The organism is Brevibacillus sp. FW301-21C12A (assembly GCF_058788915.1).
The window spans coordinates 41,573-68,327 of the sequence record NZ_JBYTBG010000026.1 but is presented as its reverse complement, the minus strand read 5'-3'; the positions used below and the strand labels follow the sequence as shown (position 1 = coordinate 68,327).

Sequence of the window (26,755 nt, the reverse complement as noted above, 5' to 3'; positions counted from 1 at the left end):
CAAGAAAGTGTTTGGGTTGGAAGACCGCCTACGAATCATTCATGGAGGCAGTGTCGCACTTGGCTTGACAATCCGTCTTATACAATAAGACCTTCGCCACCAATGCGGCAAAGGTCTTTCTCTCGTTGATTATTCGCCGAGATCGACGTTGTGGTACACTTGCTGCACATCGTCCAAATCTTCGAGGGCGTCGATCATTTTTTCAAACTGGGCTTGCGCCTCTTCGGAAAGCGTCACTTCGTTTTGCGCGAGCATGGTCAGCTCGGCGACAGTGAACTCGGTGATGCCTGCTTTTTTGAACGCTTCCTGCACGGCATGGTACTGCTCCGGCTCAGCGTAGACGATGACGGCTCCGTCTTCTTCCAAAATGTCGCGGACGTCTACTTCTGCTTCCATCAAAATTTCGAGCACTTCCTCGGCTGTTTTGCCTTCGAGGCCAAATACGGCCGTCGGGTCGAACATGTAGGCAACCGAGCCTGTCACACCCATGTTTCCGCCGTTTTTGTTGAAGGCGGCGCGCACTTCAGACGCGGTGCGGTTTACGTTGTTGGTCAGGGCGTCCACGATGACCATGGAGCCGTTTGGCCCGAAGCCTTCGTAGCGCAGTTCGCTGTAGTTTTCTTCGGCTCCGCCCTTCGCTTTTTCAATCGCGCGGTCGATAATGGCTTTCGGTACGCTGTATGTTTTGGCACGCTCCAGGACGACCTTCAGAGCGCGGTTCGACTCTGGGTCCGGCTCGCCTTGCTTGGCCGCTACATAAATTTCTTTGCCGAACTTGGCATATATACGACTGGTGCTGGCATCCTTCGAAGCTTTTTTCTCTTTGATATTGTTCCACTTACGACCCATAAATTCCCACTCTCTTTCAACGTCACAGATTGATTGCTTGCAAGACTCCGTAGTCCAATTTCACACTCAACTATTATACCTCAATCTTGTGTTTTTTTACGAGATAATCCTTGCGAAAAAACGTAAACGTCGTTTCGGGTGGCTTTTCTTTCCCTGGCTTTATTGGTGCGGTCTTCGTTTGCCAGTTACGTTTGGCGTTGTTCGATACTCTTGTTTTTAGCTTCATCGCGGCTTTCGCGGAGGCGAGGAAAGAGAAATCGCGGGAGCTTCTTGGGATCCCTGCTGGGAGATTCACTGCCCGGCTCCGGAGAAAAAGCGAAACCGCGTCCAAAAGTGGTCGATTCAAGAAGCTTTTCAGAGTTGGACGCGAAAAACGTGTTTCGCTTTTTCCCTGCGCCTCGGTTGGGATCCCAAAGAGCTTCGCGGATTTCTCCTCTTTCCTCGTCGGGCTGTAGCCATTTTGCGTGCATCTGTCTGACGAGGTGAAACAAGGACGCCGCAGATGGTGTACAGGAAGCTGCTGAACGGCAGCCTGGATGGGCAACGGCGGCTTGCCCGGTTTGAGTACCTGATGCTGAATATGTACGATGTCAATTGATGCCTGGTTCCACAGCAGTATATGTTCGTCTATATTCATTCACGTCACCTTCCACAGCCATTACGTCGGACATCGTCTCTTTGCCTTCTGCCCAATCACATGCTCACAAAAAGAAGCAGCTCCGGTGTGGGCCGCTTTTTTGTTTTTCTGCCGAGAGTCGCCTTTTCGCACATGAAAAACGGACCGAAACAAAAATGCGCTTCGGTCCGACTTTCATGCCTTCATGATAGCATGGATTTTTTTTGATTGTCTAGCGTTCGGGCCTCATAACGGCTGTGCCTGTTTGCCTGTCTGTTCGTTATTTTTTCATCAACCCTTCGTAAATCGTCTTGATGTTCCACTCCATCATCTTGATGTACGTATCGCCGTCCTCGCCTGGCTTGCCGAGCGAGTCGGTGAACACTTTGCCGACGATTGGCACGCCGGTTTCGCGCGAGACCATTTCCATGCTGCGCGGGTCGATGCTCGTTTCGACGAACAGCGCCGGGATTTTTTTCTCGCGGATCAGGTCGACTACCTGGCTGACCTGCTCAGGCGTTCCCTGGTTTTCCGAGTTGATTTCCCAAATGTAGGCGGCGTCGAAATCGTACGCCTCGCAGAAATATTTAAACGCTCCTTCGCTCGTGACGAGGACGCGCTGCTCGCGCGGGATTTGGCCGTATTGCTTGACGGCTTCGTCATGCAGGGCGCGCAGCTTCTCGATGTACGCCGTTGCGTTTTTCTCGTACGTTTCCTTGTGCGCCGGGTCGATTTTGATGAGGGCGTCGCGTGCGTTTTCCGCGTACTTGATGCCGTTGCGAACGTCCAGCCATGCGTGCGGGTCTTCTTCGCTTTCTTTGCCTTTGGTGGTCAAATGCTTGGCGGCTACCCCTTCGCTCAGGCGGAACACGGGTGCATCCGGGCCGGACTTGCCTGCCGTTTGCATCAGCTTTTCAAACCACGAGTTTCCTGCTTCCAGGTTCAGGCCGTTGTAGAACACGGCATCGGCATCCGTTGTTTTTTGCACGTCCGCTGGCAGCGGATCGTATTCGTGCGGGTTGGAGCCGACGGGAGCCAGGCTGTAGATCTCGACGCGATCTCCCCCTACGTTTTTCACGATGTCGTACAAAATCGAGTACGTCGTCACGACTTGCAGTTTGTCGTCGCCGGATTTTCCGGGCTCGGCCGAGTTGTTTTGCGGAGCGCCGCACGCAGCGAGCAGGACGGTTGAGATGAGAAAGACGAGAAACAGGTTCCATTTTTTCATGCGAATTCTCCTTTACTTTGAAAGCTCGACTCTTTTTTGCCGGGCTCGAATTGATTTCCAGACAACCCCGTGCTTGCGGGAGAACAGAAAGGCTAGCAGGAACAGCGCGGTTGCCACCATCACAATCGTCGCGCCCGAAGCCAGATTGTAGGTAAAGCTGAAGTACAAACCGACGATAGCGGAGATGACACCGAAGCCGGCAGCCAGGAAAATCATCACCGACAGGCGATCCGTCAACAAGTACGCGGTAGCGGCCGGAGTAATCAGCATGGCGACTACGAGCACGATGCCTACCGTTTGCAGAGACGCTACCGTCACCATCGTCAGCAAGGTCATCAGCAAGTAGTGGATGAGATTGTTGCGCAGACCGTAGGCGGCCGCAATCGTCGGGTCAAACGACGTCAGCAGCAGCTCCTTGAAGAACGCGTAGACGGTCACGATGACGATCAGACCGATGCCGACGGTCACCCACATGTCGGACGGCCGGACGGCGAGCACGTTCCCGAACAGGATGTGGTACAGGTCCGTACTGCTTTTCAGCATCGTAATCATGATGATCCCCAGGGCAAAAGCCGAGGTGAACAAAATGCCGATGGCCGTGTCGTTCTTGATCCGGCTGTTCTGGCTGACGTAGCCGATTCCGACCGCCGTCAGGACGCCAGTGGCGACTGCTCCCAGGAAAAAATTGATCCCGAAAGCATAAGAGAGAGCAACCCCCGGTAAAACCGCGTGGGAGATCGCGTCCCCCATCAGCGACATGCCGCGCAAAATAATGAAGCTGCCGATCACGCCGCAGATGATGCCCACTACTACAGAAGTAAACAAAGCTTTTTGCAAAAATTCATACTGTCCAATTGCTTGTAAAAAATCCATCACGCCGTTACCTCTACCTTCTCGAGAAATTGAAGTTGATGCGCGTATGCTTTCGCCATGACCTCTCGATTCAGGACTTCATCGACTGTTCCGAACTTGATAAGCTCTTTGTTCAAAAGCAGCAGTTGATCGAAGTAAGCATTCGCCTTGCTCAAGTCGTGGTGGACGACCACGATTGTTTTGTCTTGAAGCTGCAACTCCTTCAAAATCCGGATGATCGTCTCCTCGCTGGCGACGTCGATCCCGACAAACGGCTCGTCCAGAAGGAGCAACTCCGGCTTTTGCGCCAGTGCCCGAGCCAAAAAAACGCGCTGCTGCTGCCCGCCGGACAACTCGCCAATCTGCCGCTTCGCGAAGTCCTCCAGGCCGACTTTTCGCAGGCATTCCATCGCCCACGCCTTTTCCTTCTTCTTCGGAAATTTGAACAAGCCGACGCTCGGGTACGTTCCGATGAGGACGGTATCCATCACCGTGATCGGAAACGTCCAGTCGATCTGGCTCCGCTGCGGGACGTAGGCGACCTGCTTCCGGACCTCATTCACTTCCTTGCCGTAAAACCGGACGTCTCCCTTGTCTTTGCCGATCAACCCGAGCATGGCCTTAATCATGGTCGATTTCCCCGCGCCATTCGGCCCGATAATGCCCACCATGCTTCCTTGCTCGACAGCAAAGGTTACGTCCCGCACCACCTCGACTCCAAAGTAGGAGACGTGAAGCTCTCTGACTGACACCGCACTATTCATGAGATTCCCTCCAATTAACCAATCGTTCGTGTACGTTCTCGGTTGTTGTTGACCGTTGCTTCCGCTGGACAATTCTTTATGACTGGCTCATATATGCTTATACACAAAATTGTGGTTGTTAACCAATAATATTCACCCTAGCAAAATAATATGCTTGTGTATAAAAATGTTTCCCTAACGCAAAATTTAAAGGATATTTATCCTGCTGTCAATCCTCATTTTCATTTTCCGCCCAGGAAAACGGGTTTCGCGCCGCCGTTTTCCTGCCCAGAGCCGCCACAGAACCGCGCCAGAATATAGAAAAAACACAGCCCGCATCAATCGAGCTGTGCTTCTTTTTATTCACTTCGTTCCGCTTTTGTTACACCAGTTGCAGCGAAATATACTTCACTTCCAAATACTCCTCGATGCCGTGGTGGCTGCCTTCCCGGCCAAGCCCGCTTTCCTTCATGCCGCCAAACGGCGCTTGCGCGACAGATGGCGCCCCATCGTTCACCCCGACAATACCGTATTCCAGGCTTTCCGAAAACGTGAACGCCCGCGCCAGCGACTGCGTGAAGACGTATGCCGCCAACCCGTACGGCGTCGCATTCGCCCGCCGGATGACTTCCTCATCGTCGGAAAACGTGCTGACAGGCGCGATCGGCCCGAACGTTTCCTCCTGCATGCACACCATCTCATCGGTTACATCCGAGAGCACGACCGGCTTCATGAAGTAGCCAGTGGCTCCCGCGAGAACCGGGCTGCCGTGGAGCGTCGCCCCTTTGCCCACGGCGTCGTCAATTTGCTGCTGGACTTTTTGTACGGCTCGCTCGTCAATCAACGGCCCGATCTCGACGTCGTCTTCTGTTCCCTGGCCTACGCGCAGCGCGGACACCGCCTCTGTCAGCTTTTGCAGGAACGGCTCTTTCACAGCTTCATGCACATAGATGCGGTTTGCGCAAATGCACGTTTGCCCGGCGTTGCGGAATTTGGACTGGACCAGCCCTTTGACCGCCGCGTCGAGATTCGCGTCCTCTGCCACGATAAACGGCGCCAGGCCGCCAAGCTCCAGGGAAATCTTTTTCACGGTATCGGCCGCTTTGCGCATCAGCAGCTTGCCCACCGGAGTCGACCCGGTGAACGTCAGTTTTTTCACGCGCGCATCGTCCATCCAGACATCGACGACTTCCGCTGCCTGCGAAGTCGTCACGATGTTGATGACGCCTGGCGGAATCCCCGCCTCGTGGGCGCACTCCGCCAAAAGCAGCGCGGTCAACGGCGTCTGTTCGGCTGGCTTCGTCACCGTCGTGCAGCCTGCCGCGAGCGCTGGCGCGATTTTTCGCGCAATCATCGCCGCAGGGAAATTCCACGGCGTGACGGCCGCCACGACACCGACTGGCTGCTTCTGCACGAGAATCCGCTTGGAGGCGGCGGAGGCAGGAATCGTCTCGCCGTAAATCCGCTTTGCTTCCTCGGCGTACCATTTGATGTAGCTGTTCGCGTACTGCACCTCGCCTCGTGCTTCTGCGAGCGGCTTGCCCTGTTCCAGCGTCATGACGTACGCGATCTCGTCCAGGCGGGCTGCGATCGTCTGGTGCCAGCGCTCCAGCAAGGCCGCGCGCTCATAGGCGGTCGTTTTCGACCAACTGGGAAAAGCGGCTTACGCAGCGTCGACCGCCTGCCGCGCTTCTTTCGCGGAAGCGTCCGGCACGCTGCCGATGATTTCCAATGTCGCGGGATTTTGCACCTCGACGCGTGCCGCAAGCGTCACCCACTCTCCGTTCACGTACATGCCTTTGTTCCATTCTTGTTGTCTCACGCTGCCTTTTCCTCCTTTTCATTTGCCGTGAACAATTTCTCTTTTTCACCGCGCAACCAATCTTTTCCATATAATAAGACGCACAGCAAAATTCCAGCGCCAAAAGCCATCGCCGCTCCTTTGATGACGAGAATCGCCCCTACGACACCCGCGATGCCCAGGTCGCGCTGGCTGCGCGCCTGCATCACGCCAATCCGCACGCTGACGTAGCCTTGGACGAGCAGCGTCAGGGCGACGGCGACGCCGAGAATCGGCTGGACCAGACTGACGATCGGCAAAAGCAATAAACCTGTATTCGTACCCCAGCGAAACGATCCCGCACCGCCGAAAAACGAGTCCATCGCTTTTTTGCCTTTTTTGAACCGCTCCACCACTACGACCTGCATCGCGGCCCACATCGGCCCGCACATCGTAATGTCCGGCCCGATCAGGCTCATCAGCATGTTGCGTCCGCCAAAAATCATGTGCGCCCGGTCCGGGTTGTAGTCGACTTTTTCATCGAGCCGCACTTGGTCGGACTCGGACAAAAGCGCTTTCGTCTTCAACACGTCGCCAAAGACGACGAGATACGTTGCGAACACAGCCGGAATCGCTGTAATGAAAAAGGAGAGCGACGGCAAGCCCAGCCCGAAGACGGTGTACTGCGACCAGAGCGTGGCGAAGTCCGGCTGGCTGAAGCCCCATTGAATGTCCGGCCACTTCGCTTCCCCGAACAACGGGGCGACGAACACCGCGAGCAAGATCGCAGGCAAAATCCCGAGGTTGCCGAGCAATGCCCACCCTTTCCCTTTTTGTTTCAACCCTTCAAAATGTTTGGAAAAAACGAGATAAAAGCAAAAGCCGATACAAATGGCAATCGTGTACGGGAACAGGTCGAACTTCCCGCCCTTTTCAAAAATCGAGGTAATCGCGCCAATCCCCGCGCCGAGAATAATCCCCGACTTGATCGCATTCGGCACGAAGTTGACTACCCGCTTCGCTAGTCCGGTGACCCCGAGCAAAATGGATAACAGCCCAAGCGTCAACTGAAAGGCGATCAGCGCGTACACCCGCTCCTGCCCTTCCGGAAACTGCTCGACAAACAGCACAATCAGCGGAATCGCCGGCGTAATCCAGCCGGGAATGACCGGATCGCCCAAGAGGTGGTGCAGCAAATACAAAAAGCCATTCAAAATGACAACGGCCAGTCCTACCTCAAACGGCATGCCCAGATGGTCGGCGAGCAGCGTGATCGCGCCGAGGTCGACGGCGCACATCAACAGTCCTTGCAAATAATCGGGCCATTCAAAGCGATAGTGTACAAACGGCAGCCGGATCTTGAACGGTCCGGCCGGAATGTACGGGGTTTCTTCACCCGCTCTGCGTTGTTTCCACTTCATACGATGTCCCCCTTTTAGTAAGCTGCTCGATAGATGTCTTCGATATCTTTTTTCCGCAAAGCGCGGGGATTGTTTTTCAAAAGGCGGGTTTGCTTCATCGCCTCTTCGGCCATCTCGGCGATCGCGGATTCCGGAATGTTGAACTCGCGCAGCGACTGCGGAATTTCCACGTAACGGCACAGGCGCGTCATCGCTTCAATCGCTTTTTCCGCCGCTTCGTCCAGGTTCAGTCCGGCGACGTTTTCCCCGAGCGCCTGCGCGATTTCCCCGAGCTTTTCCAGGCAGGCGATCTTGTTCGCCCGCATGACGTAAGGCAGCAAGAGCGAATTGCTCACGCCGTGCGCCATGTGGAATCGTCCGCCGAGCGGGTAGGCCAGCGCATGGACAGCTCCTACGCCCGCGTTGCCGAAAGCAAGTCCGGCCATCAGCGACGCGGTAATCATCGCTTCGCGCGACTCGATGTTATCCGGGCACGCGTACGCTTTCGGCAAGTGAACGGCAATCAGTTTCATCGCGCCAATCGCCAGCGCGTCCGTCACCGGGGAGGCGAACTTGGAAATGTAGGCTTCCACCGCATGCACCAACGCGTCCACGCCGCTCGCAGCGGTCACGCTCGGCGGGCACGTAAGCGTCATCACCGGCGAGACGATGGCGACGTCCGGCAGCAGGTAAGGGCTTACAATTCCTTTTTTCACTTGCTCTTTCGTATCCGACAAAATCGAGATGTTCGTCACCTCTGAGCCTGTCCCCGCCGTAGTCGGAATCGCGATCAGCGGCAAGCCCGGCTTTTTCACCAGATTCGTGCCAAAATATTGCTCGATGCTGCCCTCGTTCGTCGCCATGACGGAAGCTGCCTTGGCGATGTCGATTGCGCTGCCGCCGCCGACTGCGATCAGGCCGTCGTAGCCCCCTTCGCGGATCATCTGCACACACAAGTCGACGATCTCGATTTCCGGCTCGGGGTTCACGTCCGAGAAGACGCCCGCCTCCATCGGCAAAAGCGCTTCCACCTGCGCGACTACCCCGGCCTGAATGAGAATTTTGTCCGTCACAATCATTGGACGCGCCACTTTCAGACGGGCAACCTCCTCGGGCAGCAGCGCCAGCGAATCCCGCCCTGTGACCAGTTTGTTTGCAGCGGCAAAAGTAGAAATGTTCATGATGTCACTCTCTCCTTTCTGTATGCCGCTACGTGAAAAGCAACTCCCGTGCCAAGCGGAAAAAAGCGGGTGCCAATTTCGCTCCGCCACCTGCGGGAAAAACGACCTTCCCCCCAACAGCGGCAAGCCTTTTCTCACTTTTTTGTCACATTTTCCGCAGCACAGTTTGTTTCGGCCAAAAGCAACCGTTTACATTCGCTGTTTGATTATAATTCAAATCAAACTTGCGCATTTGATTCATTATCAAATCAAAATCCATACCCTTCCCCTTTCGACACATCCGCTCACCTGGCTAGCGGAAAAAACGACGAATGATTGTCGTTTCCTGCTTGTCATCTGGCCTTCCGTCAATCAAAAATGTTTTATGTTTAAAATAATCTGTTAATTAGGAATTTTCATTTGACAACCTTTTTGGAATATTTTACTATCATAAGAACGCACGCGAATATCTGACGCGGATGAATATTGCGGGAGAGACTAAACTCGCCGTTTAGCACCGAAGGAGCAAATCCTGACCGCTCAGGACAAATCTCTCAGGTAAAAGGACAGAGAAAAGTAGGAACCGGTCTATTTTTCCCGTTCCTTTTTTTGTTGCAGAAAAATAGGAGTGTTGTGCGTTCACCATGAAACAGCCGTTCCATTTGCCTCGAAAAAGGAGGGAAAACTGCCGACAAAACCGCAAATTTTCTGCCTCGCTCAAAAATGAAAGCGTTTTTTTCGATGGAAGTAACTTAATGATGTATTTATGCTGGGTCGCTATGTTAAGATATGAATTATAAAGTTTCATAAACTTTTTGAAAGGTCGGCGGTTGGTTTTTTACCAACAGCCGCAAACGAATCAAACGCATGAGAAATGAGGGGGATCACATGCAACAGCAAAATTTGGCGAGGGGCCTGAAAAACAGGCACGTTCAACTCATCGCGATCGGCGGGGCCATCGGAACGGGATTGTTCCTCGGTGCGGGCAAATCCATTCACCTGGCCGGCCCATCCATCCTGTTTGCTTACTTGATTACTGGGATTATTTGCTTTCTGATTATGCGCTCGCTCGGTGAACTTCTCCTTAGCAACCTGAACTATCATTCCTTCGTTGACTTCGTAAAAGACTACCTCGGCAACATGGCCGCGTTCGTCACAGGCTGGACGTACTGGTTTTGTTGGATTTCGATTGCCATGGCCGACTTGACGGCTGTCGGAATGTACACGCAATACTGGTTCCCTGAGGTTCCGCAATGGATGCCGGGATTGATTGCGCTCGTCATCCTGCTCATCATGAACCTGGCAACGGTCAAGCTTTTCGGCGAAATGGAGTTCTGGTTCGCGCTCATCAAAGTCATCGCGATTCTCGCTTTGATCGCCGTCGGAATCTTCATGATTGTCAAAGGCTTCTCGACAAACTCCGGCGCGTCCAGCTTCAGCAACCTGTGGAGCCACGGCGGCATGTTCCCGAACGGCATCAACGGCTTTTTACTCTCCTTCCAGATGGTCGTGTTCGCCTTTGTCGGCATTGAGCTTGTCGGGCTGACTGCCGGGGAGACAGAAGATCCCGAGCGCGTGATTCCAAAAGCGATCAACAACATCCCGATTCGCGTGCTGCTCTTCTACGTCGGCGCTCTGATCGTCATCATGAGCATCTATCCATGGAACGCCATCATCCCGACCGAAAGCCCGTTCGTTCAAGTGTTTGCGGCTATCGGTATCGCGGCTGCCGCAGGTATCGTCAACTTCGTCGTGCTGACCTCCGCCGCTTCGGCATGCAACAGCGCCATCTTCAGTACAAGCCGTATGCTCTACTCGCTCGGCAAGGAAAATAATGCGCCTGCGTCCATGACCAAGCTGACAACGCGCCAGGTGCCTGCCAATGCCTTGTTCTTCTCGACTGTCGTCGTTCTCATTGCGGTTGTGTTGAACTACATCATGCCAGAAGGCGTCTTCACTCTGATTACGAGCGTTTCGACGGTCTGCTTCCTGTTCATCTGGGGCATTACCGTGATCTGCCACCTGAAGTACCGCAAGACAAGACCGGATCTGGCAAAAACAAACAAGTTCAAAATGCCGCTCTTTCCGTTTGCCAACTACCTGATTCTCGCTTTCCTCGCGTTCATTCTCGTCGTGCTCGCGCTTGCCGAGGATACGCGCGTGGCCTTGTTCATCACTCCGGTCTGGTTCATCATGCTCGTCGTGATTTACAAGCTGCGCAAGGCTAAAGTCGATCAGGTGAAAGTATTGGAAAACTGATCGCCAGCCAAACAAAAAAACACATCCGGCTTCCGATGTGTTTGCATGGCAAGGACAAGCATCCTGCGACTGCACCAGGCATTCGCAGGATGCTTTTTATTTGCTCGCTTCCGGCTCGTTCTCTACGCGCAGTTGCAGCTTTTTCATCTTTTGGACGAGTGCGCTCTGGCTGATGCCGAGCGCTTCTGCCGCCAACCGGGTCGTCTTGTGCGTCTGGATCGCCTTGCCGATCATGCTCCGCTCCAGACGGGCGACCGCTTCGCGCAAAGACGTCGGTTCTGCCTGCGGGAACACTTGCTGGAGAAAGTTCGGCAAATCGCCGACGTCAATCGTATCGTGAAAAGTCGTGACCACCAGCCGCTCGACCAGATTCGCCAGCTCCCTGATATTTCCCGGCCAGCTATAGTTCGTGAGCCACTCGTAGCATTCCAGTGTCATCGTCTTTTCTTCCTTGTATTTCTCATTGAATTTTTCCAGATACGACACCAAGAGCGGGACAATCTCTTCCCGGCGTTCGCGCAGCGGCGGCACCTCGAAGGTGACGATGTTCAGCCGATAGTACAAATCCTCGCGAAACAGCCCCTCGCGCACGAGTGTAGCCAGGTCGCGGTGGGTAGCCGTAATGATCCGCACGTCCACATGGCGGACTTCGGTGGAGCCGACGCGCATGAATTTGCTTTCCTCCACTACTTTCAACAGCTTCACTTGCAGCTCCAGCGGCAAGTCGCCGATCTCGTCCAAAAACAGCGTGCCGCGATGGGCGCTCTCCAAAATGCCGATTTTCCCCTGCTTGAGCGCGCCTGTAAACGCCCCCGGCTCGTAGCCGAACAACTCGGCCTCGACCAGATGGCCCGGGATCGCCGCGCAGTTCAGCTCCATGAAAATTTCGTTCGCGCGGCTGCTGCGGGCATGGATGTATTTGGCGATCATGCTCTTCCCCACACCCGTCTCGCCTTGCAGCAAAATTTTCGCATCTGTCTTGGCGACCTTGTCGGCCAGCCGGAACAGCGAGCGCGTCGCAGGTCCGAGCACGACGTCCTCCAGCCCCGTCTGGTCCGGGTGCGGCAAATCGCTGTGCAAAAGCTTCTGGCTGTCCAGCTCGTGCTTGAGGCGAATCAGCTCGGTAATGTCCCGGACGCTGCTGATGACGTACAAAATTTCGCCTGCGGGAGACAGCACAGGGGTGGCAGAGACGATGATCTTGCGGCTGTTGCGGATCGTCTGGATCAGCGTCACCGGCCTTCGCGTGCGAATCGTTTCCAGCGAAGCGGACACCGAAATCATGCCTTGCTTGATGAGATAGCCCATGTGCTGGCCGATGACCTCTTCCTCGCGAATGCCCGTAATGCGCTGGTACGCCTGGTTGACAAACAGCGTGACGCCTGCCCCGTCCGTAATATAGACGCCGTCGTACAGCGCATTGAAAACAATCTGGCAGACCGGGCTTTCAAAAAAAGCGCGAAGCTGCGCCTGCGAGCTGGCCTGCCTCTGGCGGTCCGGCAGGTTCACCTCGGGCACGACGTACTCGACAATCGGGCGCGTCAGTTCCCCGCGATGAATGGCGTGGGCGATCGCTTCCACCGTCAAATAGCCGAGAAACTCCCCCTCTTCGCTGTACACTTCCTGCACTTCATTTTGATCTGGCGAAAAATGCGCGACTGCTTCCTCAACCGTCATCGTAGGACGCAATGAATACATGGGCTACTCTCTCCTGGATGTCATGACCTGATAAATGAACGAAAAGCTTTCTCTATCATTTTACACGCTCCGCCCTCGAATCAAATATCCCTTCGATCGCGATTCCATTTTTACGTTTGAGCAGAAACATAAAAGGAAAATAAGAAATAAGGCTGAAATTCAACGCCCCAAACGTGTACGCCAAGATCGTGCCTGCCAGCGCGAGCAGACTGTCCGGGATACTCGTCGCGGCCGCAGTGCTCGTGTGGTCCACCGCGCGCATCAAAAGCAGGACAACCAGTTGGAAAAGCCCGACCAGCAGGCCGAGAGAAAAGCCGGCCCCTACACACAGCTTGAGATAAGAAGAAATTTTCAAATATTTCACAGTCAACGACGTGTACATGCAAGCCCTCCTTTGCCTTCATCCAATATTTTACACGTCAACCTGAATGGAGTCCTGTCTTTTCTCGAAAGTTTTTGCGATTACATACAAATAGCGAGGTCGCTCATGAAAACTTTTCACGTCAGCCATGCCCGAAAACTGACCATCCTCATCCTGTTAATCATCGTCGTCGCCTTCTCTCTGTCCGGCTACATCATGCGCTCCCAGACCAATCGGATCATGAAAGTCGAGATCGAGAGCAAGCTGACTCTGCAAAGCCAGGCGCTGGCGGAGCGAATGAACGCATTTTTCGCCCAGAAAAGCTTTCTCATCAAGCAGATGAGCACCAACCAGTCGATCGTTCGCTACTTGCAAACCGTCAAAACGCGGGACGATGCGTTTTCCAACCCGTATTACCCGGATGTGGCCGCCGCACTGGACGGCATCCAAAAGCTGGACCGCAACCTGGGACTCGTCTGGATTTCCAGCCAGGCGGGCAACTTCACATTCGGCAACACAGACGAGCTTACGGGGACAGACTGGTCGCTCCAGCAACGCCCGTGGTACCAGGACGCCGTTCGCACAGACGAAGTCGTTTTTTCTGAGCCGTACGAAGATTACTTGACCAAAAAAATGGTCACCAGCGGCACCATGAAGCTGAAAGAGGACGGGAAGCTCTTGGGCTTCGTCGCCATTGATATTTTGCTCGACGACATTCCGGAAATGCTCGGCAGCTATCCCATCGGCGAATCCGGCTATGCCATCCTACTCTCCAGGGACGGGACGATCATGTATCACCCGAACCCCGCGCTTGTCAGTCGGCAAAAGCTGACGGAGCAGCCCGGGGACATGGGAAAAATCGCCCACAGCATGATCGCGGGCCAAAAAGGGCTGCAACGCATCACCATCGACAACAACAGCTACTACATCGGCTATGCGCCCGTCGCTTCTACAGGCTGGTCCGTCGCAGCGGTTTTGCCTTCGAGCGAAGCTCTCGGCCAGTTGAACTCCGTACAGGAGCTGTCCAGCCTGATTACCGGGCTGTCGATTTTTATTCTGGTCGGCATGCTTTCGCTTTTGCTGCACATTATGCTTCGGGAGCAGCGGCGTATCCAGGCGGAGCTGTTGGCCGCGAAGGAAGAGGCGGAAGAAGCGAGCAAAGCCAAAACCGATTTTCTGGCGCGAATGAGCCACGAAATCCGCACTCCGCTAAACGGGATCATCGGACTGTCGCAACTGATGCAAAAAACGGTCATGACGCTGGTGCAAAAAGATTACCTGGACAAAATTCTCTCTTCCTCGCAGGTGTTGCTGCGGCTCATCAACGAGATTCTCGACTTTTCCAAGATCGAAGCCGGAAAGCTGGAGCTGGAAAAAGCCAGCTTTGACCTCGACGACTTTGTCCGCCGGCTCTCGCACATGCTGAGCATTTACCTTGGGACGAAGCAAATCGAGATCATCGTCGAGCTGCCGCCGAAAATGCTGCCCAAGCTGATCGGGGACCAGCATCGGCTGGAGCAGGTTTTGCTCAACCTGTGCCACAACGCGATCAAATTTACCGAGCAGGGCTACGTCGCCATGCGCGTCACGCTGGTGCAGGAAGACGAAAAGAGCCTGCTTTTGCACTTTGCCGTGGAGGATACGGGCATCGGCATGTCTGCGGAGCAGATGGACAAGCTGTTCGAGCCGTTCACCCAGGCGGACGGCACGACGAGCAGAAAATACGGCGGCACCGGACTGGGCCTCGTCATTTCGCGCAGCCTCGTGGAAATGATGGGCGCCACTCTCGAAGTCACGAGCACGATTGGCAAAGGAAGCTGCTTCTCCTTTACCCTCGCGTTCGAGCACGCGCCCTGGCAGGAGAACGAAAGCCCCGGCTCACTGCTTCCTCCCGGCTACGCCAACCAGCGCGTCCTGGTCGTGGAGGACCATGACAAAATGCGGAGCAGCCTGGCGGACATGCTGGTGAGCCTGCGCTTTGCTCCGACCTGCGCCGCCTCGTGGCGAGAGGCGTTTGCGCTGCTGGAAGAGGCGGACGAATCCAACCCGTTTTGCTTTGTCTTCGTCGACATGGAGGCGGAAGACATGTACGGCGTCGAGTCGCTCTGGCGCCTGCACACGCTCGCCGAAGCATGCGATGCGGCGACCATCGCCATGACGACCGAGTACGGACGCGACGAGCTGGCCTCGCTGGAGGAAGCTGTCCAGCCTGACGCCGTTCTCATCAAGCCGATTAATCGCATGGACGTGACGCGCGCCCTGCTGGGAGCGCAGGAGCATAAAGAACTGCACACCGCCCACGTCGCGGCTCCCGCGCAGAGCGCTTCTTTCGAAAACGTCATGTTTCCCGGACATCGCGGCACCATCATGCTGGCGGAAGACAACGAGATCAACCAGCTCGTGGCTGTCGAATTTTTGCGCCGGGAAGGCTATGCCGTCACGATTGCCAAAAACGGCCTGGAAGTGCTGGAGCTTTTGGACACGAAAAAATGGGATCTGATCCTGATGGACGTCCACATGCCGGAAATGGACGGCTGCGAAGCGACGCTGCGCATTCGCCAGCACAAGCAGTACGCGAGCCTGCCGATCATCGCGATGACGGCGAGCGTCATCAAAGCCGAGCACGACAACTGCTACCGCTCAGGCATGAATGGCGTCATCACGAAGCCGATTCATCTGGGAGAGATGAAAGAAACGTTGAAGCGGGCCATTCCTGTGCCTTGTCTGGATGTGTCGCTCGCGCTGGAGCGGCTGGATGGAAAACTCCCGATCTACACGCAAATTCTCCGGACGTTCACCCGCGAGTACGCGAATTTTGCCGAACGGCTGCAAAAGACGCTTCGCGCAGGCGATACCGAGGAAGCCCGACGCATGGTGCACACGCTGAGCGGCGTAGCCGGGAATCTCTCTGCCCAGCGATTGCTGCTCGTAGCAAGAAAGGTTGAGAGTCTGCTCTCCCCATCGGCAAACCGGAGCGATTATGAAGAATGTATGAGCGAGCTTGCGTGGCAACTGGACGAAGTATTAGCTCTCGCAACCGAGTGGCTGGAAACTCTGGCGAACTCCTAACAAATTTTTAGCATTTTTCGTGAAATTAGGTCCATTCTCCTCATTTTTTTGCTAAAATATGAGAAAAGTATTAGGAAATCATGAACCATTGCTAGCTCTTTCCCATCTTTATGAATAACTTTCTCCCAGAAAGAGTGAGGAATCTGATGTACAAACTATTGATTATCGAAGACGATCAGATTATGAGTGAAATGCTGGCCATGTATTTAACCGAGGAAGGTTATTCTGTGAAAATAGCAGATCATGGACAAAAAGGTCTGGATCTGGCCCGATCGTTTGCACCGGATGTCATCCTTCTCGACATGATTCTGCCGGATATGAGCGGTACCCGGTTGTGCGGCGAGCTGCGCAGCTTTTCGCTCGCTCCCATTCTCGTCGTCTCGATGAAGACAGACGTATCCGATCGGGTGGAAGCCTTGCAAGCAGGAGCGGACGATTACATTTGCAAGCCGTTTTCACTGCGAGAGATTTCAGCAAAAATCGGAGCCATAATCAGACGAACTCACCAATACCAACAGCAGGCCGCCTCCGTGGAGAACGCCGAGCAGGCGGATACGACGATCACTTGCCCGGAAAATACGTTTCTGCTCGACCTGGAGCGCAGGGCGATCTACGTCAACCAGTTCCACGTCGAGACGACTTTTTCCGAATTTGAAATCATGCGCCTGTTCATTACAAACGAAGGCAAGGTGTTCAGCCGAGAGGAGCTGCTCTACGAGCTTCGCGGTTTTGATTCTTTTGTCACAGACCGGGCGATTGACGTCCACATCGCCAACTTGCGCAAAAAAATCGAAGACAATCCGAAAGAACCGAAATACATTCGAACCGTCTGGGGTGTGGGGTATAAATTCGTCTCTAGGAACTAGCAGACAAACGCATGGGATGGTGCTCTTTTTTTGAGATTATTTCACACTCTCCTAATACATAGACAGAAACTTATCTAATACATCAGGTGCATAATCAATCCCAGAAGACTTGGACTGCATATGGAGGGTAAAAAATGGAGTTTACACCGCATGCGACATGCGAGGACCTGGAGCACAAGCTGAGATTGGCCAATGATCTGCAAGAGGCATTGCCTCTTCAACAACTATCCTTGCACTACCAACCCCAATTCGAGACCGGATCTGGCAATGTGCGCGGCTTTGAGGCTTTGCTCAGATGGAATCATCCGCACTTTGGACCGATCTCCCCCACAGAATTTATCCCGCTCGCCGAGGAGACAGGACTGATTTATTCCATCGGAGACTGGGTGATCCAGACCGCTTGTCAAAAGAACAAGCAAATTCAGGAAAAATACATGCCCAACTCCGTCATGTCCGTCAATTTGTCTGGCTTGCAATTGCAAGATTCCTTATTCTTTGACCGGGTGTGCGGCATTTTGCAGCAAACCGCTCTCTCCCCGCAATCGCTGGAGCTGGAACTGACCGAACGGGACCGCATCTCGCTCAAAGACAGACGGATCGACTCACTGAAAAGATTTGCCCATCACGGTATCAAAATCGTATTGGACGATTTCGGGACGGAATACTCCTCGCTTGAATACATCACGACTCTCCCCCTTTCTACGATCAAAATCGACCGCTCGTTTGTCACACATATCAACAATCATTACGAAGGGACCGTTCTCGTCGAATGGATCATCTCGCTGGCGCGAAAGCTGGGATTCACCGTCGTCGCGGAAGGCATCGAAACATACGAGCAGCTTCATACCTTGCAAAAGTGGAAGTGCGATTTTGTGCAAGGCTATTTGCTGAGCAAGCCGCTGCATGAACAGGAGCTGCCGCTGTTTTTTCGCAAGGTGGAATGGAAGCAGGAAAACAAATTCTAGCATCCAGGTGTCCTGGAATCATCCCCCTTGCCCGACCAGCTTCAGCACACGGCACAGGTCGTACAGAGCGTGGACGCCGCGCATTTGCCAGCCATTGACCTGATGCAAATAACGCAAGGTGTCCATGGCGATTTTTCGCGCCTCCTGCACATCTTCTTCCTTCATCTCGGCGACGGCGTTTTTCAGCTCTACGACGGAGGGCGAGTACACCTGCGCACGCAACGCTCGCAACAGCATGATTTTGTGAATGTGCGAACGGTTGAACAACTGATAGCCGTTTTTCGGATCGCGCGCGGTCGTAATCAGCCCGGTTTTTTCCCAGTGGCGAATCGTAGAGCTGGGAAGTCCTGTCTCGCTGGCGGCTTGCTTGATTCGCGATTGCCACACCCTCCGATTGGCGCTGCCTGATAACCTTCCGCTGTGAGGCTGCTGCCTCCAAATTTTATCGATAGGGCGGGATGACCAACTTCCCGGTATAATCTAAATAGCCATCGAGACCCCAATTGATGGCGTACAGACCGTTACGATCCATAAGAGAGCCATATGGACTTTGATAGGTACCAAAATAACGTGGACTTACAAGATACTCTCCTTTGCGATTGATAAAGCCCTCCCTGCCGTCGTGCAGGCGAACCATGGCTATACCGTTATAAAATCTGCCTATAGCTGAGTATTTGGGTTCGAGAATGACCTCTCCTGTCAGGGTAACAGCACCCGCGTAAGATTGACCGTCTTCTTTGTTAGTGTAGTACCTGTAAATGCCTTCCTCTACATCCGATGATCCTGCAAAAGGAGTAAATTCGCCTGGCGGGATGATCCATTCGCCTTTTTTATTGATCAATCCTCCTCCAAGCGATTTTCCGTCCGCTTTCCAGCTCGAAGCATAGGCTATTCCGTTCCGGAAGGGAACGGTAAAATAATAGATCGGTGCGATGATGTACTCGCCTTTGCTGTTAATAAACCCAATCTGCTTATCCTTTTCTTGGACAGCGGCTAATCCGTCAGAAAATTCTTTTGCCAAGACGTACTTAGGGGGGACCAAAACGGTTCCTTTCGCATCCATATATCCGTAGTAAGGACCTTGCTTAATGAGGATCGGATCATTGGAATACTGCTGCCGTTCGGGAATGTAGCCTACGTAATCAAAGGTAGGCTGCACGATCCAATTCCCCTTCGTGTCGATGAGTCCCCATTTTTTATTCACAGAAGCAGCTGATCGTCCAAAACGGAAACCTACTATTCGCTCATACTTTGGAGGGATGACTTCCTTTCCTGTACGGTCGATCACCCCGCTTCTTTCCCCTATCTGAAAGCTTGCAAGCCCTTCGGAGAAACTGGAAATATAGTTGTATTTATAGGGAACAATGAGCTTGCCAGTATGATCTATCACTCCCCACTTTTCTATGCTCGTGTTTCGTACAAGGCCGAGGCCATCTTTGAATTCCTGTATCGTACCGTATTTGGGCAAAGTAAATCTCGCATGAATCTTGCCGTTACGATCACTCAAAGCCCATTGATTCCCGGTAGGTTTTCTTAGTGGGTACAGTTGCTGGTTTGGTTCGCCTGCACCTTGTGCGGATACACCAGCAAGGCTGAGACACGCCAGAATCATAGCTAGGATCGTTACCAAAAATTTCTGCATAGTAGTACATCCTCCGAGAGTCTAATGAGTTAGTTGCCCTAATTATAGGGTAATTTGGAATTAAAACCAATAAGGGGGGTTGGCTACACGGGGACAAGGAACTGTTCTTTTGCGTGCGTGTCGGTATTTCGAAAAATTTACCATCTCAGTAAATACTGATATCAATAGATTCTAAACATTTATTCGGAATCTTTATTAACGATAACGATTTAATGGAGGTGTATCCATTCATGCAATCTCTGACAGCCGTTTGTTAATGAATGACATTCTCTCCGTTCCATATCGATTTGATTTCAATCTACTAGACATCCATGCTTCTTTACAAAAACATCCCCATTCTTATTATCATCAAAAAAGATCCGTCTAAGTATGTTCGTATCCATATTCTAATCCTACCCTAAAGAAAGAAAACAGGACAGCCTTTCGACTATCCCAAAACTTATAAATTCCTATCTGTTGAAAAAAACCTTGAAGCTTTCTTCAAGGTTTTTTTCGCCGCGAGCCACTAACCGTTTTCCTTCAACGCAACCCCGTTGATTCGCAAATGGGCGCGGAACATTTCCATGATCGACGGCATGTCCGCTTTGTCCGCCCACGAGTCCGTATTCCACACGCCAGCCTGCTTGAATGCGCGCGGGCAGTGAATGAAACACTCTTCCACCTCGACGACGACACCGAGCCCGAGTGTTTTGCCCTTCCAGTTCTGCGCGGCGAGCAGCTCGGCGTTTTTCGTAATCGTCGCTTTTCCGTTGATGCGCAGCACTTCTTCCAGCCCGGGAATGAGAAAAATCATGCCGACCTGCGGATTCGCCAAAATGTTCAGCAAAGAATCGACCCGCCGGTTTCCCATTCTTTCCGGAAAAATAACGTGCCGCTCGTCCAGCACTTTGACAAAGCCCGGCTCATCGCCGCGCGGAGAAACATCGCAGCGTCCATCGGCATCTGCTGTCGCCAGGAAAAACAGCGGCGACATGGACAAGTAATGAATGACATGCGACTCTACCTGCGCAATGCTTTTGTTCGCAACCGTCTCGTGCGGAACCCCTACCAGACTTCTCAGTTCATCCGCGCTGGCAACACGGTCCTTTTGCCACTTTTCTTCCCACATCTTTGTCTCTCCTCCAGGCCCTGTATTTTGGATGACAAACGCCAAGAGCGATCGGGAACCGTTCTCATCCATTTTTCCCATCTTATCGGCTGCGCAGGCGGATTGCAAGACTGCTGAGCGAACGACGTACCGTCTGCTCGCCTTTTTTCCCCGCGCACAATAGAGGATAGCTCACGCGCTATCGCGCAAAGATGCGACTGCCCGTCGCACGCCAAAAGGGATGCCGCCTGTGCATCCCTCTTCGTGCGTGTTTCCCGCTCTTTGTCCGTTGCCTTTGCGCGGTTACACCATAATTTTGCAAATGTCGTTCGTAAACTCGACCGGGTCTTCGATCGGCAATCCTTCGATCAGCAATGCCTGATTGTAGAGCAGGGCGGTGTACAAGTTCACCTTTTCCTTGTCCTCGGCAAAAGCTGTCTTGAGCGACTGGAACACGTTGTGGTTGACGTTGATTTCCAGCACCTTTTGCGCTTTGACGCCCTGGCTGTTCGGCATAGCGTTCAACACTTTTTCCATCTCAATGGTGACATCGCCCTCGGTGGACAGGCAAACCGGATGGGATTTCAGCCGCTTGGACGCTTTTACGCTGGTGACTTTTCCTTCGAGCAGGCTCTTCATGTACGAGAACAGCTCCTGGTTGTCTGCGTTTTCTGCGTCTGCCGCCTTGTCCTGGTCGTCCGCTTCGATGCCCAAATCTGCGCTGGATACGGAGCGGAACTCTTTCTCCTTGTAGGTGCGCATCATTTTGATCGCAAACTCGTCGATGTCTTCCGTGAAGTACAAGATTTCATAGCCTTTGTCGGCAACCAGCTCGGTCTGCGGCAGCTTTTCGATGCGCTCGTTGGATTCTCCGGTTGCGTAGTAAATGTATTTTTGGTCTTCCGGCATTCTCTCCACGTACTCGGCGAGCGTCACCAGCTTTTTCTCCTTCGAGGAGTAGAACATCAGGAGGTCTTGCAGCGTGTCCTTATGCGTGCCGAAGTCGCTGTACACGCCGTATTTGAGCTGGCGGCCAAACGCCTGATAAAACTTCTCGTACTTCTCCCGCTCGTTTTTTTGCATGCTTTGCAGTTGGCCCTTGATTTTGCTGGCGATGTTTTTCGCGATCAGCTTCAACTGGCGATCGTGCTGCAGCATCTCGCGGGAAATGTTGAGGGACAGGCTTTCCGAATCAACCATCCCTTTGACGAAGCTGAAGTAGTCTGGCAGCAGGTCTGCGCACTTGTTCATGATGAGTACGCCATTGGCATACAGCTCCAGACCTTTTTCGTACTCTTTGGAGTAATAGTCGAACGGAATGCTTTCCGGGATGTACAAAATCGCCTGATAGACGACGGCTCCGTCCGCGCTGACGTGGATGTGCGCCAGCGGCTTGTCAAAGCCGTAGTGCTTGCTTGCGTAAAACTGCTCGTAATCTTCATCCTTCAGCTCGCTTTTGTTTTTGCGCCAGATCGGCACCATGCTGTTGATGACCTGTTCTTCGCGCGCTTCCTCAAACTCGTTGTCGCTGCCCTCTTTTGGCTTGTGGGTAGTGACGTCCATTTTGATCGGGTAGCGGATGAAGTCGGAGTATTTTTTGATGATCGCTCTTAAGCGATACTCTTCCAGAAACTCGTCGTAGCGCTCTTCTTCGGTGTTCTCCTTGATTTTGAGGATGATCGTGGTACCGACCGTCTCTTTTTCATACGGCTCGATCGTATAGCCATCTGCGCCGCTGGATTGCCATTTGTAGCCTGTCTCTGCCCCGAGCGCCTTGCTGATAACGGTCACGACATCGGCGACCATGAAAGCGGAGTAGAAGCCCACCCCGAATTGCCCGATGATGTTGTAGCCATCCTTCGCTTCGATTTCTTTTTTGAAGGCGAGCGAGCCGCTTTTCGCGATCACGCCCAGGTTGGTTTCCAGCTCTTCAGCGGTCATGCCGATCCCCGTATCGGTAATCGTCAGCTCGCGGGCGTCTTTGTCGATGGTGATTTTAATGAAGTAATTGTCTTTATCAAAAACTAGCTGCGGATCGGTCAGCGATTTGTAATAAATTTTATCAATCGCATCGCTCGCATTGGAAATCAGCTCACGCAGAAAAATCTCTTTTTGCGTGTAAATGGAATGGATCATCATTTCCAACAGTCGCGTCGATTCCGCCTGAAACTGCTTCTTTTCCATCGGACATTCTCCCTTCTTCTTTTGCACGACACACTTGTTAGCACTCTAGCATGGTGAGTGCTATCCACTATTTTTTATAGCAGTCCTAGATTTTTCTGTCAATATATCGGCCTTGTTTTTTCCAAATTCTGCCGACTGTTGGAAGCTTTTTTTCCATAAAAAAAGACCATGCGAAAATGGTCCTCTTCCTCGTCGCTATGCTCCTTTTTCACTGGCCGCATACGCTTCTGCGGCGATCGCCAAAAGCGTGCCCATGATTTTTTCCAGTCGTTTTTGCCAGGCCAGCAAAAGCCGTTCCTGCTCTTGCAAAAGAAGTTCCCGCTCCGGCTCGCCGTCGAGCAACTCGCGAATTTTTTGCAGCGGAAAATCCAGCTCGCGATAAAACAAAATTTGCTGCAGGCGCTCCAGCTCTTTTGTGCCGTACAGCCGATAGCCCGCTTCGCTGATCTCGCTCGGCACGAGCAAGCCGATCTTGTGGTAATGGTGCAACGTTTTGATCGTCACCCCGGAAAGCTCCGATACTTCCTTGACCGTGTACAGCACGTGTCCGCCCTCCTTTCCCCTTTAGTGTAAAGACTCCCCCAAGCGGAGAGTCCAGCGTTTTTGCCCAAAAAAATCCCTCGCTGGCTAGGGCGAGGGTTGAAAAAGGTGGTTAACAGTGTATGGGACTCAGTGTGTCCCGATTTTGCCATTATATACGTCCGTTTTCCCGGCGAAGCCAAAGGGGCAGGCGGCGCGGGCAGCGTCTGCATGCTATGCTGTTCGAGTCGCTTCCGCACCGCTCCATGGCAGCCTTTTTACCCGACCGCGACCAGATCGAGCACCACTGCGTTGATCCCGTTCAAAAAAGCAAGTGCGCTCGCTTTGATAATGTCCGTATCCATGGCGCGGCCCGAGTACGTTTTTCCCATGTACTCGATACGGATATTGACGCGGCCGACAGCGTCCTTGCCGCGGGTTTCGTCCCATTCAGTTTGCGCGTTCACGCGGGAACGCGTCCGTGCCGTCGCCAAACAGCCATTTCAACGCATTCATGAAGCGAAACGCGAAGAAAAAAGAATCGTGCGTCCCGAGCGGGTCCGTCTCGAACTTCAGATGTTCCGGCGGAAAGCCTTTTTCGAGCAGGAGACGGTGCGCCGCTTTGGTCTGCGCGACCATTCCCGACTGGATCGTCTTTTTGTAGACGCCTTCCAGCTCGCCGACGTACATATAGACGCGATGCTTCTCAGCAGGCAAAGCCCTCTCCTGCATGTACGAGATGAAGCCTTCGTACCAGAACGAAGCGGATATCCAGGCGCTTTTGCCAAACGTCTCCGGGCGATTGAAGTACGCGTACGCACTGACCAGTCCGCCGAGCGAGCAGCCTGCAATCGCGGTGTGCTCCGGTTCCGGCATGGTCAAATAATTCGCGTCGATGTGCGGCTTGATCTCGTCTGCGACCGCTTGCACGTAGCGGCTCGCTCCGCCGCCAAACGACGGCCTGTCCGCCACAAGCGCCCCTTCTGGCCACGGCGTGTAGTCGTGATTCCGGTCGTGCGGCTTGATGCCGACGAGAATCAGCTCCGGAAGCTGCTTGCTGTTAAACAAATGATCGAGGTAATTGTACCCATCCATCGCGACTTTGCCTGCGTCCTGCAAGTAGACGACAGGATAGCGTTTGTTTTCTTCTGTATAGCTGCTCGGCAAATGGATGGACAGTTCAAAGCCCGCCACTTTCTCCGTAATGAATCGCTTCCGCATGCTCGGACCTCTTTTCCTCGGTTTTGATGGAGTCTCCCCAAAATTATAAGGACAGTCCGCGCAAGTAGCCATGCACAAAATCCAGATTCGCCGATGAAGCTTTTCCTGTGCGGCAAAGGTCACGGCGTAGCTGGCCGTTTTCATCCAGTGAATGGAGAGGATCGGCCCGACGCTCGTTCCGGCAAACAGGATAAACGTATAGACGGATACCGCAAGCCCGCGCAGCTTCCCGGCCAACTGACCGATCAGCAAGATGAGAGAAGGAACGGCGAGAGCGATACCGCTGACGTACACAAGTGTCATCCCGATGAGCACCGGCAAGGAGGCGCCCACGCCCAGCAGCGCAAGCCCGGCAACGGCGAGCAGCAAGGAGAAGCGCAGAACGCCACGGACGCCAAAGCGTTTGGACAGGCGCCCGGCGAGCGGCGACAAAACCATCCCGCCAATGCCTGCCGCACGGACCCACACAATTTGTTGCGCATCAAGACCATAGGCTGGCCCGCTCAAGTATGCGCCGAGAACCGTGTACATGCTCACAAAAGACAGCAACAGCACAAAGGCAATCACGTAGCCGAGCAGCAAGTTTTTGGCCCGAAAAACGTGCCTGATCTGCCGGAACGGTTCCCAGACGCTGGCGTCCGGATACAGGCGCTCGCCTTTTGGCAGGAACAACCAAATCAACAAAAACGTGATGACGTATGCGACAGCCAGTACGTCAAACAAAAATCGCCAGTCGTACAGTTGGCTGAGCCAGCCGCCAACCACCTGCCCGACAATCCCGGCCACGAGAAATCCGGTACTGATGAAGCCAATGGCAGTCACTCGTTTTTCGAGCGGAAACATTTCGACGGCGTAAGCCAGCGCGACCGGGGAAAAACTGGCGGCCGCCGCTCCCTGCAAGCCTCGCAGCACGATCAGCCAGCCAAAGCTGTCCACTGTGCCCAGCAGGAAGGAAAGCACAATCAACACAAATAGCCCGCTCAAAATCACCTGTTTTCGCCCGTATTTGTCTGACAGCGCCCCGTACACCAGGCAGCCCAGCGCAAAACCGAGCGAAAACACACTTCCTGTCGCCGCCGCTTCCGCCAGGGACACTCCGTAGTTTTCCGCAAACAGAGGCAAGAGGGGAATCGTGACATACAGGCTGGTCATGACAGCCATTCCCGCCCAGCTTAATACGGCTGTCATGAGCGCGTAGCTTTTTTGGTGGATCAATTCGGTTTTCATGAGCAAATGCCACCTCTTTTTGATTATTGTTTTCGTCAAGCGTGAATCATGGAGAGATTTTTTCAACCCAGATGGCTAGCGGAACGAATTTCCATCCAGGATGAACCTACGGAAAGAGATGTAGTTAGATAATCTAATTATTTGTCGAAAAAAATTTACCTCCCCACTCCCAGCCTGTTCTCCATCGTCCGGTTCAGCTTGACCAGCACGTTTTCCAACACATGCAGTTCCTCCGGCTCCAGCTCATGGAACAGCGAGGAGCAAACTGACCAATAGGCAGGCAACACTTTTTCTACGAGCGCGCGCCCTTCTGCCGTAATTTTCACATGCACCCGCCGACGATCTGCGGAGTTTTGCTCGCGGACGATCCAGTTTCTTTTTTCGAGCCAATCGAGCAGCGCCGTCGCTGAAGCCCGCCGAATCCCCAATCGTTCCGCAATCGCAGACGGGGTAATCAGTTCTTTTCCGTCGTGCAGCGTGAGCAAAAGCAGCAGATCAAGCTTGCTCTCTGTAATGTCGTACGGAGCCAGCTCCTGGTCCATGACATCCAGTACGTGGTCGGACAGCCACAGCATCAACAGCCCCATGTACGCAGTATGCTGGTTGGTTTCGCTGGCAGCCGTCTTCGCCAGCAAATCGGCATACGGCTTTACGCCCAGCTTTGGCAATGAGTGATCCGGCGTGTGATCTTGCTGATTTTTTTTGCGCATCAGGCACCTCAACAAAACAAATTAGATTATCTAACAATATGCTCACTATATGGGATTTCTCCGTTTTGCGCAAGTGGCTTGTGCGTCAATTTTTCCTAGCGTTTAATTCCCTTGTTGACACTTGGAATTATAACGCCTAAAGTAGTTTGTATAACAAATCCTTCCAACTGCCTGATTGCGAGAAACCGCCAGCCTGCGAATAATCGTGGCCTCACCCGTTCCGCACGCGTTGCTCGCTTCATGAAAGGGGTACGTCTTGTGATCCGGCGGCTTGCTGCGGAAGGATTGGAGCGAACATTCCAAAAACGTTGACGAGGTG

General features: G+C 53.4%; 19 protein-coding genes, 3 pseudogenes and 1 riboswitch. Of the genes and pseudogenes, 4 read left to right on the top strand and 18 right to left on the bottom strand.

What is annotated here, in order from left to right:
• Window positions 1–129: 129 nt before the first annotated feature.
• The 8 genes and pseudogenes from AC3WQH_RS16380 to AC3WQH_RS16345 all read right to left on the bottom strand — a co-directional run bounded on the left by AC3WQH_RS16380 (window position 130) and on the right by AC3WQH_RS16345 (window position 8,649).
• Window positions 130–849, bottom strand: a complete 720-nt coding sequence (locus AC3WQH_RS16380) for a YebC/PmpR family DNA-binding transcriptional regulator (protein WP_007786164.1) — start codon at window positions 847–849, stop codon at window positions 130–132.
• A gap of 73 nt (window positions 850–922) precedes the next feature.
• Entirely contained in the window at window positions 923–1,486 is a 564-nt protein-coding gene (locus AC3WQH_RS16375; RefSeq protein WP_238501393.1) for a hypothetical protein, read from the bottom strand.
• A gap of 259 nt (window positions 1,487–1,745) precedes the next feature.
• Window positions 1,746–2,693 carry a metal ABC transporter substrate-binding protein gene (locus AC3WQH_RS16370; RefSeq protein ID WP_283858880.1) on the bottom strand — a complete coding sequence of 316 codons (948 nt, stop codon included), beginning with the start codon at window positions 2,691–2,693 and terminating at the stop codon, window positions 1,746–1,748.
• Between the two features lie 12 nt (window positions 2,694–2,705).
• Window positions 2,706–3,566 (bottom strand): metal ABC transporter permease, encoded by an 861-nt coding sequence (locus AC3WQH_RS16365; RefSeq protein WP_005829610.1) that lies wholly within the window; start codon window positions 3,564–3,566, stop codon window positions 2,706–2,708.
• Window positions 3,566–4,309, bottom strand: a complete 744-nt coding sequence (locus tag AC3WQH_RS16360; protein WP_005829612.1) for a metal ABC transporter ATP-binding protein — start codon at window positions 4,307–4,309, stop codon at window positions 3,566–3,568. Before AC3WQH_RS16360 ends, AC3WQH_RS16365 begins: the two co-directional genes overlap by 1 nt.
• 361 nt (window positions 4,310–4,670) lie before the next feature.
• A pseudogene (locus tag AC3WQH_RS16355) lies at window positions 4,671–6,083 on the bottom strand (NAD-dependent succinate-semialdehyde dehydrogenase).
• A gap of 23 nt (window positions 6,084–6,106) precedes the next feature.
• Window positions 6,107–7,489: a hypothetical protein gene (locus AC3WQH_RS16350; RefSeq protein ID WP_007778771.1), complete on the bottom strand. Its 1,383-nt coding sequence runs from the start codon at window positions 7,487–7,489 to the stop codon at window positions 6,107–6,109.
• 14 nt (window positions 7,490–7,503) lie between these two features.
• Window positions 7,504–8,649 carry an iron-containing alcohol dehydrogenase gene (locus AC3WQH_RS16345; RefSeq protein WP_005829618.1) on the bottom strand — a complete coding sequence of 382 codons (1,146 nt, stop codon included), beginning with the start codon at window positions 8,647–8,649 and terminating at the stop codon, window positions 7,504–7,506.
• A 458-nt stretch (window positions 8,650–9,107) separates the two neighbouring features.
• Window positions 9,108–9,208: riboswitch (glycine riboswitch) on the top strand.
• A 308-nt stretch (window positions 9,209–9,516) separates the two neighbouring features.
• Between AC3WQH_RS16345 and AC3WQH_RS16340 the strand changes: the two genes are divergently transcribed.
• Entirely contained in the window at window positions 9,517–10,887 is a 1,371-nt protein-coding gene (locus AC3WQH_RS16340; RefSeq protein WP_005829620.1) for an amino acid permease, read from the top strand.
• Window positions 10,888–10,983: 96 nt separating this feature from the next.
• Here AC3WQH_RS16340 and AC3WQH_RS16335 read toward each other — a convergent pair whose 3' ends face one another.
• On the bottom strand, window positions 10,984–12,585 hold the full coding sequence (locus tag AC3WQH_RS16335; protein WP_005829622.1) for a sigma-54 interaction domain-containing protein: 1,602 nt from the start codon (window positions 12,583–12,585) through the stop codon (window positions 10,984–10,986).
• A gap of 55 nt (window positions 12,586–12,640) precedes the next feature.
• Window positions 12,641–12,967, bottom strand: a complete 327-nt coding sequence (locus AC3WQH_RS16330) for a hypothetical protein (protein WP_005829624.1) — start codon at window positions 12,965–12,967, stop codon at window positions 12,641–12,643.
• A 105-nt stretch (window positions 12,968–13,072) separates the two neighbouring features.
• Here AC3WQH_RS16330 and AC3WQH_RS16325 point away from each other — a divergent pair, with 105 nt between their 5' ends.
• The 3 genes from AC3WQH_RS16325 to AC3WQH_RS16315 all read left to right on the top strand — a co-directional run bounded on the left by AC3WQH_RS16325 (window position 13,073) and on the right by AC3WQH_RS16315 (window position 17,846).
• Complete coding sequence (locus AC3WQH_RS16325) at window positions 13,073–16,015, top strand: response regulator (protein ID WP_429776050.1); 2,943 nt, start codon at window positions 13,073–13,075, stop codon at window positions 16,013–16,015.
• Window positions 16,016–16,161: 146 nt separating this feature from the next.
• Window positions 16,162–16,881: a response regulator transcription factor gene (locus tag AC3WQH_RS16320; protein WP_492332158.1), complete on the top strand. Its 720-nt coding sequence runs from the start codon at window positions 16,162–16,164 to the stop codon at window positions 16,879–16,881.
• Window positions 16,882–17,015: 134 nt separating this feature from the next.
• A complete protein-coding gene (locus tag AC3WQH_RS16315; RefSeq protein WP_007778755.1) occupies window positions 17,016–17,846 on the top strand; it encodes a putative bifunctional diguanylate cyclase/phosphodiesterase in 831 nt (276 codons plus the stop codon).
• 18 nt (window positions 17,847–17,864) lie between these two features.
• Here the strand turns inward: AC3WQH_RS16315 and AC3WQH_RS16310 are convergent, their stop codons facing one another.
• From AC3WQH_RS16310 to AC3WQH_RS16275, 8 genes and pseudogenes are all read right to left on the bottom strand, one after another.
• Window positions 17,865–18,233, bottom strand: a complete 369-nt coding sequence (locus AC3WQH_RS16310; RefSeq protein ID WP_310670487.1) for a MerR family transcriptional regulator — start codon at window positions 18,231–18,233, stop codon at window positions 17,865–17,867.
• Between the two features lie 55 nt (window positions 18,234–18,288).
• Window positions 18,289–19,488: a WG repeat-containing protein gene (locus AC3WQH_RS16305; RefSeq protein WP_005829634.1), complete on the bottom strand. Its 1,200-nt coding sequence runs from the start codon at window positions 19,486–19,488 to the stop codon at window positions 18,289–18,291.
• A gap of 505 nt (window positions 19,489–19,993) precedes the next feature.
• Window positions 19,994–20,596 (bottom strand): MSMEG_1061 family FMN-dependent PPOX-type flavoprotein, encoded by a 603-nt coding sequence (locus AC3WQH_RS16300; protein WP_005829636.1) that lies wholly within the window; start codon window positions 20,594–20,596, stop codon window positions 19,994–19,996.
• Between the two features lie 282 nt (window positions 20,597–20,878).
• Window positions 20,879–22,759 (bottom strand): molecular chaperone HtpG, encoded by a 1,881-nt coding sequence (htpG, locus tag AC3WQH_RS16295; protein WP_005829638.1) that lies wholly within the window; start codon window positions 22,757–22,759, stop codon window positions 20,879–20,881.
• Between the two features lie 237 nt (window positions 22,760–22,996).
• A pseudogene (locus AC3WQH_RS16290) lies at window positions 22,997–23,302 on the bottom strand (MerR family transcriptional regulator); the annotation flags it as partial.
• A 254-nt stretch (window positions 23,303–23,556) separates the two neighbouring features.
• Window positions 23,557–23,718 (bottom strand): annotated as a pseudogene (locus tag AC3WQH_RS16285) (alpha-isopropylmalate synthase regulatory domain-containing protein); the annotation flags it as partial.
• Window positions 23,719–23,728: 10 nt separating this feature from the next.
• Window positions 23,729–25,726 carry an MFS transporter gene (locus tag AC3WQH_RS16280; RefSeq protein WP_327953383.1) on the bottom strand — a complete coding sequence of 666 codons (1,998 nt, stop codon included), beginning with the start codon at window positions 25,724–25,726 and terminating at the stop codon, window positions 23,729–23,731.
• Between the two features lie 155 nt (window positions 25,727–25,881).
• Entirely contained in the window at window positions 25,882–26,436 is a 555-nt protein-coding gene (locus tag AC3WQH_RS16275; protein ID WP_005829646.1) for a MarR family winged helix-turn-helix transcriptional regulator, read from the bottom strand.
• Between the last annotated feature and the right edge of the window lie 319 nt (window positions 26,437–26,755).

Coding starts and splice junctions, on each gene's coding strand:
- AC3WQH_RS16380 (WP_007786164.1), bottom strand. CDS start 849: ATGGGTCGTAAGTGGAACAATATCAAAGAGAAAAAAGCTTCGAAGGAT.
- AC3WQH_RS16375 (WP_238501393.1), bottom strand. CDS start 1,486: ATGAATATAGACGAACATATACTGCTGTGGAACCAGGCATCAATTGAC.
- AC3WQH_RS16370 (WP_283858880.1), bottom strand. CDS start 2,693: ATGAAAAAATGGAACCTGTTTCTCGTCTTTCTCATCTCAACCGTCCTG.
- AC3WQH_RS16365 (WP_005829610.1), bottom strand. CDS start 3,566: ATGGATTTTTTACAAGCAATTGGACAGTATGAATTTTTGCAAAAAGCT.
- AC3WQH_RS16360 (WP_005829612.1), bottom strand. CDS start 4,309: ATGAATAGTGCGGTGTCAGTCAGAGAGCTTCACGTCTCCTACTTTGGA.
- AC3WQH_RS16350 (WP_007778771.1), bottom strand. CDS start 7,489: ATGAAGTGGAAACAACGCAGAGCGGGTGAAGAAACCCCGTACATTCCG.
- AC3WQH_RS16345 (WP_005829618.1), bottom strand. CDS start 8,649: ATGAACATTTCTACTTTTGCCGCTGCAAACAAACTGGTCACAGGGCGG.
- AC3WQH_RS16340 (WP_005829620.1), top strand. CDS start 9,517: ATGCAACAGCAAAATTTGGCGAGGGGCCTGAAAAACAGGCACGTTCAA.
- AC3WQH_RS16335 (WP_005829622.1), bottom strand. CDS start 12,585: ATGTATTCATTGCGTCCTACGATGACGGTTGAGGAAGCAGTCGCGCAT.
- AC3WQH_RS16330 (WP_005829624.1), bottom strand. CDS start 12,967: ATGTACACGTCGTTGACTGTGAAATATTTGAAAATTTCTTCTTATCTC.
- AC3WQH_RS16325 (WP_429776050.1), top strand. CDS start 13,073: ATGAAAACTTTTCACGTCAGCCATGCCCGAAAACTGACCATCCTCATC.
- AC3WQH_RS16320 (WP_492332158.1), top strand. CDS start 16,162: ATGTACAAACTATTGATTATCGAAGACGATCAGATTATGAGTGAAATG.
- AC3WQH_RS16315 (WP_007778755.1), top strand. CDS start 17,016: ATGGAGTTTACACCGCATGCGACATGCGAGGACCTGGAGCACAAGCTG.
- AC3WQH_RS16305 (WP_005829634.1), bottom strand. CDS start 19,488: ATGCAGAAATTTTTGGTAACGATCCTAGCTATGATTCTGGCGTGTCTC.
- AC3WQH_RS16300 (WP_005829636.1), bottom strand. CDS start 20,596: ATGTGGGAAGAAAAGTGGCAAAAGGACCGTGTTGCCAGCGCGGATGAA.
- htpG (WP_005829638.1), bottom strand. CDS start 22,759: ATGGAAAAGAAGCAGTTTCAGGCGGAATCGACGCGACTGTTGGAAATG.
- AC3WQH_RS16280 (WP_327953383.1), bottom strand. CDS start 25,726: ATGAAAACCGAATTGATCCACCAAAAAAGCTACGCGCTCATGACAGCC.
- AC3WQH_RS16275 (WP_005829646.1), bottom strand. CDS start 26,436: ATGCGCAAAAAAAATCAGCAAGATCACACGCCGGATCACTCATTGCCA.